The sequence below is a fragment of the Sphingomonas crusticola genome (assembly GCF_003391115.1).
Taxonomy (GTDB): Bacteria; Pseudomonadota; Alphaproteobacteria; order Sphingomonadales; family Sphingomonadaceae; genus Sphingomonas_I; species Sphingomonas_I crusticola.
Genome location: NZ_QTJP01000001.1, coordinates 2,943,100 through 2,956,633, shown reverse-complemented (window position 1 = coordinate 2,956,633; position 13,534 = coordinate 2,943,100). Strand labels below are relative to the sequence as shown.

At 62.1% G+C, this 13,534-nt stretch carries 10 protein-coding genes; 6 read left to right on the top strand and 4 right to left on the bottom strand.

All coding sequences use genetic code 11. The features are described 5' to 3' along the window. The first annotated feature begins 3 nt into the window (after positions 1 to 3). The 5 genes from DX905_RS13995 to DX905_RS13975 are packed head-to-tail and all read left to right on the top strand — an operon-like array spanning position 4 to position 6,764. Entirely contained in the window at positions 4 to 1,176 is a 1,173-nt protein-coding gene (locus DX905_RS13995) for an acetyl-CoA C-acyltransferase (RefSeq protein ID WP_116091893.1), read from the top strand. A 50-nt stretch (positions 1,177 to 1,226) separates the two neighbouring features. Continuing rightward, a complete protein-coding gene (locus tag DX905_RS13990; RefSeq protein ID WP_116091892.1) occupies positions 1,227 to 2,852 on the top strand; it encodes an AMP-binding protein in 1,626 nt (541 codons plus the stop codon). After that, positions 2,849 to 3,724, top strand: coding sequence for a 3-hydroxyacyl-CoA dehydrogenase family protein (locus tag DX905_RS13985; RefSeq protein ID WP_116091891.1), 876 nt, complete (start codon positions 2,849 to 2,851; stop codon positions 3,722 to 3,724). Before DX905_RS13990 ends, DX905_RS13985 begins: the two co-directional genes overlap by 4 nt. Next, positions 3,721 to 5,037, top strand: coding sequence for a spinster family MFS transporter (locus DX905_RS13980; protein ID WP_116091890.1), 1,317 nt, complete (start codon positions 3,721 to 3,723; stop codon positions 5,035 to 5,037). Before DX905_RS13985 ends, DX905_RS13980 begins: the two co-directional genes overlap by 4 nt. 26 nt (positions 5,038 to 5,063) lie before the next feature. Then, the gene (locus DX905_RS13975) at positions 5,064 to 6,764 is read left to right on the top strand and encodes a tannase/feruloyl esterase family alpha/beta hydrolase (RefSeq protein WP_240320858.1); all 1,701 of its coding nucleotides are present in this window, start codon (positions 5,064 to 5,066) and stop codon (positions 6,762 to 6,764) included. A 97-nt stretch (positions 6,765 to 6,861) separates the two neighbouring features. Here DX905_RS13975 and rpsU read toward each other — a convergent pair whose 3' ends face one another. The 3 genes from rpsU to DX905_RS13960 all read right to left on the bottom strand — a co-directional run bounded on the left by rpsU (position 6,862) and on the right by DX905_RS13960 (position 10,056). After that, positions 6,862 to 7,062, bottom strand: coding sequence for a 30S ribosomal protein S21 (gene rpsU / locus DX905_RS13970; protein ID WP_037535892.1), 201 nt, complete (start codon positions 7,060 to 7,062; stop codon positions 6,862 to 6,864). 497 nt (positions 7,063 to 7,559) lie between these two features. Further along, a complete protein-coding gene (locus DX905_RS13965) occupies positions 7,560 to 8,510 on the bottom strand; it encodes a class I SAM-dependent methyltransferase (RefSeq protein ID WP_240320857.1) in 951 nt (316 codons plus the stop codon). Positions 8,511 to 8,628: 118 nt separating this feature from the next. Continuing rightward, on the bottom strand, positions 8,629 to 10,056 hold the full coding sequence (locus DX905_RS13960; RefSeq protein WP_116091888.1) for a hypothetical protein: 1,428 nt from the start codon (positions 10,054 to 10,056) through the stop codon (positions 8,629 to 8,631). Positions 10,057 to 10,555: 499 nt separating this feature from the next. Between DX905_RS13960 and DX905_RS13955 the strand changes: the two genes are divergently transcribed. After that, positions 10,556 to 11,896, top strand: coding sequence for a tyrosine-type recombinase/integrase (locus tag DX905_RS13955; protein ID WP_240320856.1), 1,341 nt, complete (start codon positions 10,556 to 10,558; stop codon positions 11,894 to 11,896). A gap of 62 nt (positions 11,897 to 11,958) precedes the next feature. On the opposite strand, the gene DX905_RS13950 is transcribed toward DX905_RS13955, so the two are convergent. Then, positions 11,959 to 13,506 carry an acyl-CoA carboxylase subunit beta gene (locus DX905_RS13950; RefSeq protein WP_116091886.1) on the bottom strand — a complete coding sequence of 516 codons (1,548 nt, stop codon included), beginning with the start codon at positions 13,504 to 13,506 and terminating at the stop codon, positions 11,959 to 11,961. Between the last annotated feature and the right edge of the window lie 28 nt (positions 13,507 to 13,534).

Genomic DNA, 13,534 nt, shown 5'->3' with positions numbered 1-13,534 from the left:
AGAATGCGTGACGCCGTCATTGTTTCTACCGCCCGAACGCCGATTGGACGCGCGTATCGCGGCGCCTATAACGCGACGCTCGCACCGACGCTTGCCGCGCATGCCATCAGGGCCGCGCTGGAACGCGCCGGCGTCGACGGGGCCGACGTCGACGACGTCATCATCGGCGCAGCCATGCCGCAGGCGAGCCAGCACACGATCGGCCGTACGGCGGCGCTTCGTGCCGGCCTGCCGGTCACCGTGGCGGGCATGACGATCGATCGCCAATGCTCGTCCGGCCTGATGGCGATCGCCACGGCCGCCAAGCAGATCATCGTCGACCGTGCCGACATCATCGTCGCCGGCGGCGTGGAGTCGATCTCGGAAGTACAGACCGCCGATCTGCGGGTGACCGAGGATCCCGAACTGATCGCGATGGTGCCCGACACCTACATGCCGATGATCCGCACGGCCGAGATCGTCGCCAGCCGGTACGGCATCTCGCGCGAACGGCAGGATGCCTACGCCTTTCGCTCGCAGCAATTGACCGCGGCGGCGCAGGCGGCAGGCCTGTTCGATGGGGAGATCGTGCCCGTCGCGGCGATGATGAAGGTCGCCGACAAGCAGAGCGGCGCCACCTCCCTCATACCCGTCACGCTCGATCGCGACGAAGGCAACCGGCCGCAAACGACGATCGAGGCGCTGGCGGCGCTGAAACCGGTCATCGAGGGCGGCGTGATTACCGCCGGCAATGCGTCGCAACTGTCGGACGGCGCTTCGGCCTGCATCGTTATGGAAGCGCAGGTCGCCGCCGACCGCGGCCTGAAGCCGCTGGGACGCTACCTCGGCATGGCGGTCGCCGGCACGCAGCCTGACGAAATGGGAATCGGCCCCATCTACGCCGTCCCGAAATTGCTGAACCGGTTCGGGCTTACCGTCGCCGACATCGGCCTGTGGGAGCTCAACGAAGCCTTCGCCGTGCAAGTTCTCTTCTGTCAGGACCGTCTCGGCATCCCCGAAGACAGGCTGAACGTGAACGGCGGCGCGATCTCGATCGGCCATCCCTACGGCATGTCGGGTGCGCGGATGGTCGGCCATGCCCTGCTGGAGGGCAGGCGCCGGGGGGCAAGCCATATCGTGACGACGATGTGCGTGGGCGGCGGCATGGGCGCCGCCGGTCTCTTCGAGGTGCTTTGATTGCCCGCCTACCGCGTACCTCACAATTCCTAGCCGAAAGCGTCATTTTCATGCAGCGTTACGCGCTCACCCTCGACAAGTTCATCGATCATGGTGCCAAATGGCACGGCGAACGGTCGGTCGCCTCGGTGACGCGCGACGGCAGTGTCGGCCATATCTCCTATCGCGATCTTCGCGCGCGCAGCAACCGCCTGTCCGGCGCGTTGTTGAGCCTTGGGCTGGATGTCGGGGACCGCGTCGCGACCCTCGCCTGGAACACCCAGCATCACCTCGAGATGTACTACGGCACGACGAACGCCGGCCTCGTCTGCCATACGCTCAATCCACGACTGACCGTCGCCCAACTGGCGATGATGGTCAACGAGGCGGCTGATCGCGTGCTCGCAATAGCCTCGACGCTCACCGCCTTGCTCGAGCCTTTGCTGCCCTTATGCCCCACGATCGAGCACATCCTGGTCCTGGATGAGGTGTCCGAAACCAGCGGCACGGATCTCGGGTCGGTGCCGATCGAGCCGCTCGACGCGTTCGTGTCGCGGCGCGGTGCTGAGGTCGTTTGGGGTGCGTTCGACGAATGGTCGCCAGCCGGCCTGTGCTTCACTTCCGGCACGACGGGTCGGCCCAAGGGGGTCGTGTTCACGCATCGATCCAATTACCTTCACACGCTGATGTCGATCGGGCCGGATGCCTATTGCCTCACGGCCGACGACACGATCCTTGTCGCGATCCCGATGTTTCACGCCAATGCCTGGGGTCTTCCATTCTCGGCGCCGGCCGTGGGCGCCCGTCTCGTTCTTCCCAACCGGCATCTGGATGGCGAGAGCCTGGCGCGGCTGATCCGCGACGAGAAGGTCACCATCGCCTGCGGGGTTCAAACCGTCTGGCTGAGCCTCATCGATCATCTCGACGCGACCGGCACGGATGTTCCCACGCTGAAGCGGGTGACGATCGGCGGATCCAAATGCCCCGATTCCTTGATCCGCCGCATGGAAGACCGGCTTGGCGTCCGGGTTCAGAATACGTGGGGAATGACCGAGATGTCGCCGCTCGGCACGGTCGAATCCGTCCTGGCGCCGGCCGCCGAACATCGTTCGTCCGGCCGGCCGCCGATCGGCGTCGATCTGAAATTGACCGACGAAACGGGGGCGACGCTCGCCGAACAACGCGGGGCAATCGGCCACCTCAAGGTGAAGGGTGCAGCGATTATCGATCGCTACTTGGATGCGGAGCAGGATGCGCTGGACGAGGAAGGCTATTTCGACACGGGTGACCTCGCGATGCTCGATGACGAGGGCAATCTGACGATCTGCGGCCGGACCAAGGATCTCATCAAGTCTGGCGGCGAATGGATCAACCCTGCCGAGATCGAGGCCATCGTCGGGCGCGATCCTCGCGTCGGGCAGGTCGCCGTCATCGGCGGCCCGCATCCGAAATGGGGCGAACGGCCGGTCCTCGTCGTCGAGCTGCTGCAGGACGACGGGGTCGATCCGACGAACCTGATCGAAACGCTGCGGGGAAAAGTGGCGGACTGGTGGATCCCAGAGGAAGTCGTGCGGCTGCCGCGGATGCCGCTGGCGGCGACCGGCAAGATCGACAAGCTGCGGCTGCGTGACGATTTCGAGAGCGGTCAGCTCGCGCCCTACCTGTTCCGCACCGCCCGCTCGAGGACACCCGTATGAAGATTGGAGTGGTTGGCGCCGGCCTGATGGGGGCGGAAATCGCGCTCGTGTTCGCGATCGCGGGAATGGACGTTCTGTTGAACGACCGCGATCAGGGGCGGCTCGATATCGCGATGCGGCGGCTGGGTTCGCTCCTCGATCGCGGCGTGGCACGCGGATTGTATCGCGCGGACGAGGCGGAGGCGGGCCTTCGTAATATCAGCACCAGCACGACTATCGAGCGGTTCGCAGATCGCGATCTCGTGATCGAAGCGGTCTTCGAAGCGGTCGAGGTGAAGCGCGCCGTTCTTGAGCAACTCGCGCGGACGTGCCGGGACGATTGCGTGATCGCGTCAAATACGTCGACCATCCCGATCTCGACGCTCGCCGCCTTCATTCCCGTGGAGCGGCGCGGCAAGGTGATCGGGACCCATTTCTTCTCGCCCGTGTCGCGCATGGCGCTGGTCGAAGTCGTGCCGGGCTTCGACACGGGTGGCGACACGGTCTCGTTCGTCATCGATTGTCTCGATAAGATCGGGAAAAGACCGATCCGGGTGAAGGACGTCCCGGGCTTCGCTGTGAACCGGCTCCTGCACGCGATGCTGATCGAGGCGGTCAAGCTCGTCGAGGAGGGCGTCGTCGCCCCGGATGACCTGGATCTGGCATGCCGCCTCGGGCTCGGCCATCCGCTGGGCCCATTCCAGCTGATGGACCTCGTCAGTTCCGGCTTGTGCCTGCAGGTCCAGGAAATCCTTCAGGAGGCCTATGGCGAGCGGTTCCGCCCGCCGGCATTGCTCAAGCAGCGCGTCCGCGCGGGATATGAAGGTGGGCGGGGCAAGCCCGGATGGCTGCCCGGGCCTGACCCTGCGCCAGTGTCGGGAGAGGTCAAATGAGCGAAACCCCGCGCCCTGCACGACCGATTGCGACGACCCGCGGACACGCAGGCTTCGCCCTCGGCATGCTGTGCTTTGTCTATGTCATCAACTTCCTGGACAGGCAGCTGGTTTCGATCCTCGCAAAGCCGATCCAGGATAGCCTTCACGTCACCGACGGCCAGCTCGGCAAGATAACCGGCTTATATTTCGCGCTATTCTATTGCTTCATTGCGATCCCCGTCGGCTGGCTGGCGGACCGTACCAGCCGCATCAAGGTGCTCGCCGTCGCATGCGGTTTGTGGAGCGGGGCGACTGCGGCATGCGGCCTTGCCAGTAATTATGGCCAGTTGGTTGCCGCAAGGATGCTCGTCGGCGTCGGCGAAGCGGGCGGTGTGCCCCCGTCCTACGCGATTATCTCCGACTATTACCCGCGAGGAAAGCGCGGAACCGCGCTGGGGATCTTCAACCTCGGGCCGCCGTTGGGATCGGCGATCGGGGTCGCGTTCGGGGCATCGCTGGCGGCGGCGTTCGACTGGCGACTTCCTTTCTACGTCGTCGGCGCCGTCGGGATCGTAACCGCCCTCGCCGTCCACCTGTTCGTGCAGGAACCGCCGCGGGAAGTGGTAGGCGCGGCTGACGGCCGGACGAGCGAGATGCAGGAGCCGGCCGGCTTTCTGAAGATGATCGCTGGCTTCTTCTCCGATCCGGTGCTCGCCTTGGCGTCGGTCGCAAGCGGTTCGGCAAACTTCATCACCTATGGGCTGAGCAACTTCGCGACGCTGTTTCTCATGCGCGAAAAAGGCATGACGCTCGAGGATGTCGCCCTTTATTACTCCCTCGTTCTCGGCCTCGGCATGGGCGGCGGCATCTTCGTGTCTGGACGATTGATCGACAAGTTCGGCAGCCGATCCCGGGCTGCCTACGCAATGGTCCCCGCTTACTCGCTCCTGCTGGCGCTTCCCTTCTTCCTCGGTTTTGCCTGGGCAGCGGACTGGCGGGTCGCGATGTGCTTTCTGGCGGTCCCTACGTTCCTCAACTCCTTCTTTCTTCCGGCGACCGTCACGCTGGTCCAGGAGAGAGTGCACCCGCACAGGCGGGTGATCTCGGGCGCCTTGCTCCTGCTCGTGATGAACTTCATCGGCGTGGGCCTTGGACCCACCTATGTCGGCTGGGCGAGCGACCATTTCCGCGCCGGCGGCGCCGTCAGCTCCTTGCAACCCGCATTTTACGCGCTGGCACCAATGTACGTCATCGGCGCGCTGCTATTCTTTCTGCTCGCCCGCATGCTGCGTCGGTCGGACAAGGCGTCCGGCGTTGAGCCCCGCAACTGACGAAATCGATCGTGATGAGAAATAGAATGATCATCCATTTTACCCAATATCGCCGCGCCAAGGGTGGGATTGTCCGTTTCCCCAACGCGGCTCGACCGCGTGGCCTGTTCGCCTTGGCCGCGGCTCTTGTGATGCTGACGCTGGCTGCACCGAGCTGGGGAGCCCGCTGTGAGGATCTTGCCAGCCTGCAGCTTCCCGCGACCGTGATCGAGCGTGCGGAAGCTGTCCCGGCCGGCGGTTTCGCGGCGCTGGGCGCGCTCCGGCGGGCGGACCTGCCTGCTTTCTGCCGCGTCGTCGCGTCGGTCAGGGCGGCACCGGATTCCAATGTGCAGGTGGAGGTTTGGCTGCCGCAAAGCCGTTGGGCCGGCGTGTTTCACGGCAACGGCAACGGCGGCTTCGGCGGAATTCTCGCATCAGGTTATGCCGGCATGATCACCGGATTGCGTCGCGGCTATGCCACCGCCGTTACCGACACGGGGACCGCGCCTGCCAATCCGCTCGAAGGGGACGCCCTTATCGGCCATCCCCGCAAATGGAGGGATTGGGGGCGGCTTTCGACCCACGTCATGACGGTGACCGGCAAGGCGATCGCGGAGAGCTTCTACGGCCGGCCGGCCTCGCGCGCTTATTATACGGGCTGCTCCACCGGCGGGCAGCAGGGGCTGATCGAAGCGCTTTATTATCCCAAGGATTATGACGGCATCCTGGTTGGTGCGCCGGTGATCAACCGCACGTGGGGCCATGCAGCCGTGCTGTGGGACTATCGGGCCGCGAACCTGCAAGCGGGCGGGCGCCTATCCGACGAAAAATTGACGCTGCTCAACACGGCCGTTCTGGCGGCCTGCGCCGGGCGCGCAAATGGCCTGCCCGGCGATCCCTACCTCGCCGATCCGCGGGCGTGCCGCTTCGATCCGGCGGTGCTTGCGTGTCGCAGCGCGGTTAACCCGAACTGCCTGAGCCCGGCAGAAATTGCGACTGCCCGCGCCTTCTATTCGGGACCGACCAATCGTGCCGGGCGCCCATTATATTATGGATGGCCGCTCGGCAGCGAGCTGCCCGGTCGCTTCGGCTGGAACTTCCTTCAGGCGCCGATCAACGGCGAGCCGGCCTTCGACGGTCTGTTCAAATGGGTGTTCGGCGCAGAGTGGGACTGGCGCGCCTTCGACTTCGATCGGGATATGCCGCAAGTCGATGCCGCGCTTGGCGCCGTCGTTAACGACGCGACGCGGGGAGATATCCGGGCCTTCCGGGCCCGTGGCGGCAAGCTGATCATCTACCATGGCTGGTCGGACACGCTGGTGGCGCCGGAGCAGACGATCGCGTTTTACGACCGTATCGCGCGCGGTTCCGGAGGCCTCAAGAAGGCGCAGGCCTCTGCCAGGCTGTTCATGGCTCCGGGCGTGATGCACTGCGGTGCCGGGCCCGGGCCGGACGGCTTCAACTCTGCCAACGGCGCAGCCCCACCGCCCGCTTCGGAGACGCCGCGTGACGACCTGTTCGCCGCGCTGACGCATTGGGTCGAGGACGGAACCGCGCCGTCCCAGGTGATTGCAACCCGCTATGACAATGACACCGGGAAGACCGTCACACGGCAAAGGCCGCTTTGCGCCTACCCGATGGCGGCCTGGTATCGCGGTGCCGGCTCACGGGATCAGGCGATGAACTTCGCCTGCTCGGTCAGGAAGCCGACCGCCAAAATCAGGCATCCACTGGGTGAACGGTCGTGAGGCGCCACCGCTTCTGTATGCGGCCCGCTGCGGATCTTACCCAAGCGATTGGAAGGCGCAGCGGCGAAGTCGCGCAATGGCTCTTATTACCTAGCCTTTAGCGATCCCGCTCGGCTCGCTTGCGATCGGCCTTCCGCGCACGGCTCACCGCGGCCGCATGCTCGCGCGCGCGCTTTTCGGAGGGTTTTTCATAGTGCCGACGAAGCTTCATCTCGCGGTAGACACCCTCGCGCTGCAGCTTCTTCTTGAGCGCGCGGAGCGCCTGGTCAACGTTGTTGTCACGAACGATGATCTGCATATTCTCAACTTCCGATTACATGAACATGTATAAGGCCACGGACTTAGCCCATAACAGGCGCTGCACGAGGCGAAAAGCGCGGATACGATTCCATCCAGACGACGGACACCGCTTGACCACGATGCTGATCGCGCCAGGAGCGGGCCGCCCCAACGAATATCGCTGAGACATGAAAACGTGGCGCACCCGAAGGGATTCGAACCCCTGGCCTCTGCCTTCGGAGCGCGGGAAACAAGGATAAAGCTGGACGACGAGGGACCGAAAAACGGCAGTTTTCTTCCACTTTTTGTCCGAGGCGGGCCACGTTCTTCCGACTATGTTTTCCGTACTTTTTCCGTACGGAACGGCGAGTGGCCATCATGGCGCGGGACTTGAGCAAGGCGCAGCGTTAGCGCATACGGGAAGCCGGGTCCTTACTTGTGCAGCAGCTCTCAAATGATCCGGGCTGAGTCCGGCCGAGACGAGTAGCGCTCGGTGCAATGAGGGCGAAGTTGCAGTTAGCGTCTCGTAGCTATCAGCGTATTTCCGCAAGCCAGTGTTTCGATGGCTTTAGGGGAAAGCGAGGCCAAGACCTCCTCCCAAAAAGGGCTGCCCGGTGTCTCTCGTAGGAGAGCCTCCACAGACATAGACAGCAACCGCTCTCGAGCGGCCGGAGCCATGCTCTGGGTCAGATCCTGTAGCAGCCAATTGACCGTATGGTCAGGAGTTTGATTCGGAAATGTATCAAGCTGCTCTACGGTAAACCCGTCCGCAAACATCTGCCTGAGCCCTTCACGGGTAGCATTGTAATAGTGATTGGGAAAGCCATGAACGGGCTGCAGGAAGGGCCAATCGATAAAAACTTTCCCGCCGGGCTTCAGCATCCTACGAAACTCAAGCGCAGCCTCCCAAGGGCGTTCCACATGCTCAAGCACGGCGAAACACCCGATACCATCGAGTGATTCAGAAGCTATTGGATATCGGCACGCTGGCTCCATCACGATATCGGCCGATTGCGACCGATAGACTTCTAGGTACAAGCAATTTGGCTCGACCCTCGTCCTTTTTCCACAGCCGACGTCCAGATAAAGCTTTTGGGGATTGGCGCGAATTTCATCGATAAACGGGCCGAATCCTGCATTGGCAGACTCCGCCTGATATTCCTCAAGGTCATACAGCGTACATCCATAGCGGACTGGAAAAGTCTCCGGCTGCTCCAAGTAATTGAACTCGCCTCCCGCCCCGGCAGTTGCGCTAAGCAAGTGCACAAAGCGGTCGTAGCGTTGCCTCCTGCGGATATGACGCCTCTCGCGATTGACGATCGCCTGTCGCCTTCCCTCGCACAGGCCGTGCTCCTCAAAATGGGCGAGCGCGTTGCCGCCGGCGGCAACATGCCGGGCAACGTCGGGATTGGCCAGCAGGTAGCCTTCCTCGTCGAAATTCTGGGGGGTAGCGAGCTCAAGGTCCATAGGAGACATTAATAGCCGCTTTTCCCGCCCGTTCGCTAGAGCGGCTTACGGTGGAAGGAACCGAGTTGAAGCACACCGGAGAGGAAAAAGCGCCGCCCGCACGGGGCGGCGCCCAAGGTCAGATAATGTCCACTCCTATGCCCATGGCGCCGTTACCGTAAAAACGCGGACCATGGGGATTACCGGTGCTGAAAGGCGTAGCGGCGCTAACGATGCCGCCGGTGCCGAAGTTGGCATTCATGGCGAAGACGGCGTCATGAACCGAATTATCGATGTCGACAGGGTGTTGATGAAAGAATATCTGATTATTTGAGACGGTCGCCCCGTTAACGTTACGGAGCTTAACCCAAGTTTTCCCGTTGGCGTTGTTAGGGTTGGCGTTATCGGCGGTAACCTGGGCATTGTTGATACTAATTATGTCGCCGTTTGTGACACTAATAGAAGTATTGTTCGTGCCCAGCGGAGTGAGAAAGCACCCGCTGCCTACCGTAAGCGCCGCCACACCGTCGATAGTAAGAATACTATTATATGGAGCGCAATGCGTATCCGTCATCGTGATATCGAGATATTTTACGCCAAGAGCGTTGGCCGGAGTGGTGAAAGATAACAGATGGTTGGTGGTGATGAAGGTGCTGCCGTTGCAGATCTGCAGCGCCTGTGGAGGATCAGTGTAGACCTGCGTAGCGGTAATGTTGAAGCTCCCGATCACGTTGCCGGCGCTATCGATCAGGTCAGCCGGGCCATTGACGAAGGCGCCACCGGCCACGTCATATAGAGCGTAGGTCAGGCCGGTGGGGTTGGGTAAACTCGTGCCACGGCCAAAGAAGCCGATGACCGACCCTTGGCGGACAGTTTTGTCACGCGCATACCCGCCACTCGTGAAGGTCCCATTGACGGCGGTCAGCGGGCTAAAGACCGGAACCACAGCTTTGTCGGTGTAGGAGGAGTGGCAATTATCCAGCACAGTGACGACGGACAACCCTTCCTGACGCAAAAAGCAGCTGTCTGTCACGAGTGCGGACTGCTGCAGCGGCTTACCGATATAATCCACGTCCCGGATCACGAAGTTCCACGTATTCTTGATGTGCAGCGGCGCTTGGCACTGATGTGCCTGGGCCGTGTCTTGTGGCGTTATTCTGAGCTTCTCAACGAAGCCGGTCCCGCTGGCGCGGCTATCACGATAGGGGAAGTTCCATTTAAAGAGATTATCGATAACAGCCGAATACTGAACACGGCCATTCCGAACGAAAAAGTGTTCAGGGCCGATCGTAGTAGTCGCCGGCCCTTTGATAGCCGTATATACAATCTGGCTTTGAGGCGTCGTAAACCTCATTGTGCTCTGCTGCAGATCGAAGCCGATCACCGCTGAGCCGACAAATTCCAGCTTTCGATCAATAATATATCGCCCGCTGGGGCCGCGGCCCTGGCCAGGCTCAAAGTATAGAATGCTGTCGGTCTGCCCCACACCAACCGCAGTGAAGAACGCCTGAATAGCGTCGCTATCCGTACTGCTGGAATTTGCATAAAAATTGGCAATGTTGGCCATCGTTCATCCTCGGTCCTTAAGCTCGAATGGCTGGCCCCGTGCCTACCACAGCTAAGGAACATATCATGAACATCACGAAATCCTACAAGTCTCCTATAAAACGATGGGTGCGCGCCGACGGGTTGCGGCTGCCGCGGCACGGCCGAGCCATTCAAGTGTCGGTACTGCTATTCAAGGCGATGAATGGGCGCGGCATCCGTCGAGTGCTTTGCGGAGCACGAAGTGCTAGCATCAGGACCACATGCTTTCCCGGCGCGAGCCGCCGCTCGGCGACACAGCACCGTGCTGAAGCTTGAAGGTGTTCACCGCGCGGGACTTCGGCTTCGCCAGGCGTCTACGCTCGCAATTGGAGCAGCAGCACGAAGGCGCGCCGCCTGGCGGTTGCGAGGATTCGCGAGAGCACTGCGCGCTGGTAACACGAGACCAATCCGGCCGTTACTGGCACAGAACTTACCGAGCCCGCATTGCGAACCGCAGGTCGGTGGCTAGGCGTTGAGACGTGGCGCAGCCGAAGGGATCCGAACCCTTGGCCTCTGCCCGCAGGCGCACGGGAAATCAGGGGATGCCAGACGACAACGGACATCAAAACGGCGGATTCCTTGACTTTTTGCACGAGGGGAACCACGTTTTTCCGACTATGTTTCCGTACTTTTCCGTACGGAACGGCGAGTGGGCCATCATGGCGCGGGACTTGAGCAAGGTGAAGGAGCGGGAGGCTCTTCCTGCCCGGCGTGAGCCGCATTGGCAGCGTCTGCGTCCGGGCTGTTTCATCGGATATCGGCCTTCCGCGCGCGAGGGCAGTGGCACCTGGATCGCGCGCGCTTATTCCGAGGACGACCGCAGCTATCGTCTCAAGGCACTGGGCGACTTTGGCGCGATTCCTGCGCGCGATCAGTTCGCGCTCGCCAAGAAAGAGGCCGAAGCATTTGCCGATCTGGTGGAAACTGGTGGTATCGCCGAGCAGACGATAGAGACGGTTGCCGAGGCGTGCCAACGCTACGCTTTGGCGAATGTTGAAATTGTGAGCCGCTTCAAGCGGCATATTTACAGCGATCCAATCGCCAAAGTTAAGTTAAGGAAGCTGCGCCGGCATCATCTGGCGGCCTGGCGGCAACGGCTGGAGGACAAGCCATCGCAGATTAGTCGGCGCAAAGATGGTCGGATGACCATGCGGCCTCGGGCACCGGCGTCCGTTAACCGTGACATGGCAATGTTACGGGCGGCGCTTAATCGGGTCCTCCCCCACGGCATTCCCGATACGGAGGCTGCTTGGCAGGAAGCGATCAGACCGATCAGAAATGCCGATCGGCAAAGAACGCTTTATCTGGACCGCGAGCAGCGACGCTCGCTGTTGGCCGAGGTTGATGAGGAAGCGGAACCGTTCGTCAGAACGCTGTGCCTTTTGCCGCTGCGACCGGGCGCGGTCGCAAAGCTGAGAGTATCGGATTTCGACCTGCGCACTGCCGAGCTGACGATCGGAAAGGATAAAAGCGGCAAGCCTCGTCGCATTGTAACGCCCCAAGGAGTTTCGACGCTTCTGGGGTCGCACGCAAAGGGCCGCCCCGTAGAGGAGCCACTTTTCATTCGTCGAAACGGGCAGGCCTGGGACAAAAATTCGTGGAAAGGCCCGATCGCTGAGGCAGCGCGACGTGCTGGGCTCCCGCCGAACACCACCGCCTACACGCTCAGGCACAGTACTATCACCGACCTGGTGATTGGCGGACTGTCACTATTGACCGTTGGCCAGATCAGCGACACCAGCGCCGAGATGATCGAACGGCACTACGGTCACTTGATCCAGTCGATAGCGGCGGATGCTTTGGCCAAGCTCGCCCTCTGAGCGGACGGGAGAACGCTTTATATATCCCGCTCAACGGGGCGGGCGGGCAGCTGGGAGACTTGTCACGGGCGGAATGCGTTCTTGTTTCTACCCGGCCGCCGGAGTGGCGCGGCCAAATTCGCGAACTCGCAAATCAGCTTGCGCGTGTGACGCGGGTCGATGATTTCCTCTGCAAGAAAGGCATCTGCAGTGCGGAACGGCGAGCGATAGACGTTCAGCCGCGCCTCGATTTCGGCGAGCTTGGCGGCGGGATCCTGAGCTTCGCTAAGTTCCGCCCGATAGGCGGCCTCGATCCCGCCCTCAACCGGCAGCGAGCCCCAGTCGGCGGATGGCCATGCGTAGCGGTAATGCATTCGCACGTGGTTCGCATGAGCCGCGCCTGCCACGCCGAAAGCCCGACGGACGATGACGGTACACCATGGCACATCGGCTTGGTAAAGAGCCGCCAGCGCGCGTGAACCATGCCGGATCGTTCCTGCTTGTTCGGCTTGCTGGCCGATGACGAAGCCGGGGACGTCGGTGAAATTTACGACCGGCAGATGGAACGTCGCCGCAAAATCGATGAAGCGGGTCAGCTTGATCGCCGAGTCAGTTGTCCAGCCACCGCCATAGACACGCGGATCGCTGGCGACGATGGCGACCGGCCAACCATCCAGCCGCGCCAGCCCGGTAATGGTCGAACCGCCATAGCGCCGCCCCATCTCGAAAAAGCTGTCGCCATCCAGCACCGACCGCAGGATCGCGCGCATGTCATAGACCTTGCGACGATCGCGTGGGATCGCCCCGATCAGCCAATCGTCGGCGCGATCCGACGGGTCGGTGGGTTCGCTCCGCGGCGGGAGTTGGAATACGTTCGGCGGGAGATACGAAAGAAACCGGCGCGCGCGGGCGAACGCTTCGTCTTCGCTGTCGACGACGTCGTCGATGGCGCCGGCCTTGGCATGGACTTCGCTGCCGCCCAGCTCTTCCTTGGTGAAGGTTTGCCCCAAGCGTGCAACCAAGGCGGGACCGGCGATGAACATCTGCGACGTTTCGCGCACCATGATCGAATAATGGCTGGAGACCAGTCGGGTGGATCCGAGGCCCGCGACAGAGCCGAGACCGAGACTTACGACGGGGACCTTGGCGAGGTTGTCGACCACCCAGTCCCAGCCCTGGTTGTAAGGAACGTAAGTGCGGCCATCGATTTCGATCGTCTTGACCGACCCGCCGCCCCCCGTACCGTCAACCAGCCGCACAAGCGGAATCTCGAGTTCGTTCGCCATCTGCTCGGCGAAGACCTGCTTGCTGCCGATCGCGGCATCCATCGCGCCACCGCGCACCGTGAAATCGTCGCCGCCGACGACCACGGGCCGCTCATCGATACGGCCGCGGCCCATCACGAAGTTGGCGGGCAGCAGATCGATCAGATTGCCGACGTCATCATAGGTTGCCTTGCCCGCGATCGCGCCGATCTCGTGAAAGCTGCCGGCATCGAGCAGCCGGTCAATCCGCTCGCGGACAGTCAGCTTGCCATTGCTATGCTGGCGCTCGACCTTCTCTTCGCCGCCCATACGCTGGGCGAGCGCTTCGCGTCGGCGAAGCTCCGCAATCTCCGGCTCCCAGCTCATCTAAATCACTCCAAAATAAAACGAAGGA

What these genes read in the sequence shown, in the direction of transcription:
- DX905_RS13995 (WP_116091893.1), top strand. Translation starts at nt 4, where the DNA reads ATGCGTGACGCCGTCATTGTTTCTACCGCCCGAACGCCGATTGGACGC.
- DX905_RS13990 (WP_116091892.1), top strand. Translation starts at nt 1,227, where the DNA reads ATGCAGCGTTACGCGCTCACCCTCGACAAGTTCATCGATCATGGTGCC.
- DX905_RS13985 (WP_116091891.1), top strand. Translation starts at nt 2,849, where the DNA reads ATGAAGATTGGAGTGGTTGGCGCCGGCCTGATGGGGGCGGAAATCGCG.
- DX905_RS13980 (WP_116091890.1), top strand. Translation starts at nt 3,721, where the DNA reads ATGAGCGAAACCCCGCGCCCTGCACGACCGATTGCGACGACCCGCGGA.
- DX905_RS13975 (WP_240320858.1), top strand. Translation starts at nt 5,064, where the DNA reads ATGATCATCCATTTTACCCAATATCGCCGCGCCAAGGGTGGGATTGTC.
- rpsU (WP_037535892.1), bottom strand. Translation starts at nt 7,062, where the DNA reads ATGCAGATCATCGTTCGTGACAACAACGTTGACCAGGCGCTCCGCGCG.
- DX905_RS13965 (WP_240320857.1), bottom strand. Translation starts at nt 8,510, where the DNA reads ATGGACCTTGAGCTCGCTACCCCCCAGAATTTCGACGAGGAAGGCTAC.
- DX905_RS13960 (WP_116091888.1), bottom strand. Translation starts at nt 10,056, where the DNA reads ATGGCCAACATTGCCAATTTTTATGCAAATTCCAGCAGTACGGATAGC.
- DX905_RS13950 (WP_116091886.1), bottom strand. Translation starts at nt 13,506, where the DNA reads ATGAGCTGGGAGCCGGAGATTGCGGAGCTTCGCCGACGCGAAGCGCTC.